We start from the raw sequence: 4,502 nt of genomic DNA, 5'->3' as shown, positions 1-4,502 counted from the left end.
GGTCAGCCCGTGCACCACACCGGAGCGCTCGTAGCGGTACACGCTGCCGAACTCGAAGAGCCGCAGCGGCAGTTCCCGGTAGGACCGGCCGCGGGAGCCGAAGATCAGGTGGTGCATCGGGCAGTTCATCGGCTTGAGGTAGTAGTCCTGCCCGGGTTTGCGCAGTGTTCCGTCGTCGGCGTACTCGGCGTCGATGTGCATCGGCGGATACATGCCCTCGGCGTACCACTCCAGGTGGCCCGAGGTCTGATACAGCTGCGCCTTGGTGATGTGCGGAGTGTTGACGAACTGGTAGCCGGCCTCGATGTGCTTGCGCCGCGAATACTCCTCCAGCTCGCGGCGGACGATCCCGCCCCTGGGGTGGAAAACCGGTAGCCCGGAGCCGATTTCGTCGGGAAAGCTGAACAGGTCCAGCTCGGCCCCCAGCTTGCGGTGGTCACGCCGCTGGGCTTCCTCGATCAGCTCCAGGTGAGCCTCCAGCGCCTCCTGTGACTCCCATGCGGTGCCGTAGATGCGTTGCAGGCTGGCGTTGTTCTGGTCGCCGCGCCAGTAGGCCGCCGCGGAGCGGGTGAGCTTGAACGCCGGTATGAACCGGGTCGTCGGGATGTGCGGGCCGCGGCACAGATCCCCCCAAACCCGGTCCCGGGTGCGCGGATTCAGATTGTCGTAGGCGGTGAGCTCGTCGCCGCCGACCTCCATGATCTCGGTGCCGGACTTGTCAAAACCGCCGGAGAGCAATTCCAGTTTGTAGGGCTCTCCGGCCAGTTCGGCCCGGGCGGCGTCGGTGGAGTCGTAGACCCGGCGGTGAAACAGCTGCCCCTCCTTGACGATCGCCCGCATCTGCTTCTCCAGCGCGGCCAGGTCCTCGGGGGTGAACGCGTCGGGCACATCGAAGTCGTAGTAAAACCCGTCGGTGATCGGTGGACCGATGCCCAGCTTGGCGCCCGGGAACAGCTCCTGGACGGCCTGGGCCAGCACGTGCGCGCAGGAATGCCGGATCACACTGCGGCCGTCGTCGGTGTCGGCCGGCACCGGGCTGACCTCGACGTCACGGTCGGGAACCCAGCTCAGGTCGCGCAGCTTCCCGTCGGCGTCCCGCACCACCACGACCGCGTCGGGTGCGCCCCGGCCCGGCAACCCCGCGTCGCGCACCGCGGCGGCCGCGGTGGTGCCGGCGGGCACCCGGATCGGGGCTCCTCCGGCGGGTTGCGCGGGCGTGCTCATGTCGTGGTCTCCAGGGGTATCGGGGTTGTCAAAGGGCTCGTGACCATGCTATCCGGGGCTATCGGGGTGGCCGTTCACGCCTGACCGGGCTTGAGCTTGACGAAAAGCGCCTCGGCTTCGGTGAGCAGGGTCTCGCCGTCGCGCAGCCGGGCCTCGACGAAGATCTTGCGGCCCGCTACCCCGCTGATGCCCGCATCGAGCTGCAACTTTTTCTCGATCGGAACGATGTTGCGGTAGTTGACGTGCAGATAGGCGGTGCGCTGGTAGGGCCCATGGGTGAGCAGCCACGACGCGGTACCCAGCAAAGAGTCGAACAGCAACGCGATGGCCCCGCCGTGCACCGCCCCGTTGCGTCCCAGATGAAACCGGCGGAACCGGGCCCAGCCGTGCAGCCGTCCGTCGTCGGTCTGCGTGACCTTCATCGGCACCGCCAGCACATTGCCGCGCATCGGCAGGTCCATCCGGCGCCCCGAGGGCGACGACCACTCGTCGGCGTCAAACGGCGCGAGCAGGTCGCACACCTGTTGTAGCGCATCGGCGGCCGCGCTGATCACCTCGTCGGGTGCGTCGACGGCGCGGGCGTGGTCGCCCAGGGCGCGCACCGCCTCGACGAACCGGCCATAGTCGGGCCCGCCTTTGCTGGTCGGTTCGGGTGGGTTGAATCCGCCACCGGAGTGCCGGGGATGCTCGCTGGCCACCCAAACACCGTATTGCGCCGAGTGGCGTGTTCTGCCAGCGACCGGCCGCTCAGGCGCCGCTGGCCACAGCAGCGGCTGCTATCTCCTCGAATTCAGCGTCGCTGAGCGTGATCTCGGCCGCGGCAACGTTCTCCTCCAGGTGCGCGATGCTCGAGGTGCCCGGGATCGGCAGTATCGCCGGGGAGCGTTTGAGCAGCCACGCCAATGCCAATTGAGACGGCGTGGCGTGATGGTCGCCGGCGATCTGGGCCAGCGGGCCGTCTTTGGCGGCCAGCGGTCCGGCTGCCAGCGGGAACCAGGGAATGAAGGCGATGCCCTGACCGGTAACGGCATCCACCAGCGGGTCGGCGCCACGGTCGGTCAGGTTGTACTTGTTCTGCGCCGACACGATGGAGGTGATCTGGCGGGCGGCCTCGAGCCGTTCCACGGTGACCTCCGACAAGCCGATGTGGCGGATCTTGCCCTCGTTTCGCAGCGCCACCAGTTCGCCGAGCTGGTCTTGCAACGGGATATCCGGGTCGATGCGGTGCAGCTGGAACAGGTCGATGCGTTCGACGCCGAGCCGGCGCAGGCTCATCTCGACTTCCTGGCGCAGGTAGTGCGGGTTGGACAGCGGAACCCATTTGTTCGGGCCAGTGCGCAGCAGCCCCGCCTTGGTGGCGATCACCAGCCCCGGGTAGGGATGCAGCGCCTCGCGGATAATCTCCTCGGAGACGTAGGGCCCGTACGAGTCGGCGGTGTCGATGAAGTTGACGCCGAGCTCCACCGCCCGATGCAGTAACCGCACCGCCTCACCCCGATCGGCGGGCGGCCCCCACACCCCGGGGCCGGTCAGCCGCATCGCACCGAAGCCGAGCCGGTTGACCGTCAGGTCACCGCCGATGGTGAATGTTCCAGACGCCGCGGCCGGGGTGTTGGCGGTCGATGTGCTCACCTGACCGACGTTACCCGCGCGGCGCTGGCAGGCTTGGCCGTTGGAGTGCCGGGTAACAGCAGTTCTCACAACCGGGTCCCAACCGGTCAGTAGTCGCTCAGCAAAGACGTCAGTGCGACTTGGCCATGGCGACGGTCAAGATGACGACCGAATCCTCGAGGGCATCCAGCGCGTGCCGGTGGGGCGGGAGCGCCAGGTAGTCACCGGCCTGTCCTTCCCAGACGTCGTCGCCGGCCGTCACACGCACCCGCCCACGCAACACCTGCAGCGTCGACTCCCCCGGGCTTTCGTGCTCGGCCAACGCTTGGCCAGCCCCCAGCGCGACCAGGGTCTGGCGCAGGTGGTGGACGGCCCCGCCGTAGATGGTGTGCGCGGAGCGCCCGCTGTGGTGCTGCCGCGCCTCGGCCAGCTTCTGCGCGGCGAGCTCTTTCAGGGAGATGGATTCCATCAATTTGCGTCCTTCGTGTTGCCGGGTTTGCCGGCAGGGATGTCGGGGTTCAACTCGACCTTCAAACGGTGGCTTCTTCGACTCGCACCGGACCCGCGGCGAAATGCTGCACCCGCACCTTTCCACCACTGCCACCGGCCTTTCCCTGGCCGCCGGCGGGTGCCGCGGTGAAGCGGGCCAGGCACAGGTTCGGTTCGACGAACGCATCCAGCCGGTCCACCTTGACCGGGGCAGCCCAGCTTTCCAGCGCGCCCTGCATCAGCCCGAGATGGATCGGGCAGATCACGTCGGTCTGGGATTCGGCGAGTTCCAGGAAGGGGCAGTGCCGGAACCCCACCTGTACCTCCCCTTCAGCACCTTCAGCACCTTCAGCCCCTTCGGGTCCTTTGGGTTGGCGCCCGTGCGGCGCGTACCCCACCAACGGGGGGCAGTCGGACAAAAGATGGAATGGCGACAAGGCGGGAAAGGGGTTGGGCGGCGGCCGGGCGCCAACCCCAGCTCGTCGAGCAAGTCGACGAAATGATCGATGGACTCCTCGGCGGCAACTGGTTTCGCGGCATCGGCCAGGGACTCCAACTGCTGCCCCCAGGCCCGGCCGGCCGCCAGTGCCTTGCTGGGCGAATCCTCGTCGGCCGCAATTCCGATGGTGAGGATCTCGGCAAGCAGCCGATAGCGGCGAGTTCCGCCGCGATCCATCTGACGGACCGCGGCAAACATCAGCGCCGGTCGCCCCCGCCCCCTGTGTTGGGACTCGGCGAGTTCGACACGGCCGTCGTCAAGCAGCGTGCCCAGGTGGAAGCGGACGGTGTTGGGGTGCACACTCAACTCGCCGGCGAGGTGCGCGATGCTGACCGGGGCATCCGCGGCCTGCAGCGCCCGGAGTACGTCGAAACGGCGTCCGCCGGGGCCTCCGGGCAACCTGGCGATGTCGCTCACTCCTGGAGTGCGTCACCCTGAGGCGGCAAGCTGGCAACCAGCGGTGTGTCGACGCCGAGCGGACCGAGCTTGGCGGCGCCACCCGGCGACCCCAGCGGTTCGTCGCGCCCTGGCAGGGTTTCGACGAAGAACTCCGCGTTGTCGGCCAGATAGGGCTGCAGGTCCTCGGGCAGGTCGTCCTCGTAGTAGATGGCCTCGACCGGGCAGACCGGCTCGCAGGCTCCACAGTCCACACACTCGTCGGGGTGGATGTAGAGAGCAC

The 4,502-nt window shown here is 68.0% G+C and carries 7 protein-coding genes; all 7 read right to left on the bottom strand.

Features of this window, described 5'->3' with window-relative positions; translation table 11 throughout:
* Positions 1-1,224, bottom strand: a 1,224-nt coding sequence (locus AC2VON_RS07705) for an aminoacyl--tRNA ligase-related protein (RefSeq protein WP_486952418.1), incomplete at its 3' end; no start/stop codon positions are given.
* Positions 1,225-1,298: 74 nt separating this feature from the next.
* Complete coding sequence (locus tag AC2VON_RS07700; protein ID WP_486952417.1) at positions 1,299-1,922, bottom strand: PaaI family thioesterase; 624 nt, start codon at positions 1,920-1,922, stop codon at positions 1,299-1,301.
* A 49-nt stretch (positions 1,923-1,971) separates the two neighbouring features.
* The gene (locus AC2VON_RS07695; protein ID WP_486952416.1) at positions 1,972-2,856 is read right to left on the bottom strand and encodes an aldo/keto reductase; all 885 of its coding nucleotides are present in this window, start codon (positions 2,854-2,856) and stop codon (positions 1,972-1,974) included.
* Positions 2,857-2,965: 109 nt separating this feature from the next.
* Positions 2,966-3,304 (bottom strand): cupin domain-containing protein, encoded by a 339-nt coding sequence (locus AC2VON_RS07690; protein ID WP_486952415.1) that lies wholly within the window; start codon positions 3,302-3,304, stop codon positions 2,966-2,968.
* A gap of 61 nt (positions 3,305-3,365) precedes the next feature.
* A complete protein-coding gene (locus tag AC2VON_RS07685; RefSeq protein WP_486952414.1) occupies positions 3,366-3,590 on the bottom strand; it encodes a hypothetical protein in 225 nt (74 codons plus the stop codon).
* Positions 3,587-4,177 (bottom strand): helix-turn-helix transcriptional regulator, encoded by a 591-nt coding sequence (locus AC2VON_RS07680; protein ID WP_486952419.1) that lies wholly within the window; start codon positions 4,175-4,177, stop codon positions 3,587-3,589. The genes AC2VON_RS07685 and AC2VON_RS07680 overlap by 4 nt, the downstream gene beginning before the upstream one ends.
* 59 nt (positions 4,178-4,236) lie before the next feature.
* On the bottom strand, positions 4,237-4,502 hold a 266-nt coding region (locus tag AC2VON_RS07675), incomplete at its 5' end, for a 4Fe-4S dicluster domain-containing protein (RefSeq protein WP_486952413.1).

The organism is Mycobacterium sp. TH-M82, assembly GCF_057473605.1.
The sequence above is the reverse complement of the archived record's forward strand: the minus strand, read 5'-3'. Positions and strand labels throughout refer to the sequence as shown.

Excerpts from the sequence above, each read along its gene's own strand:
- AC2VON_RS07690 (WP_486952415.1), bottom strand. The coding sequence starts at position 3,304 with ATGGAATCCATCTCCCTGAAAGAGCTCGCCGCGCAGAAGCTGGCCGAG.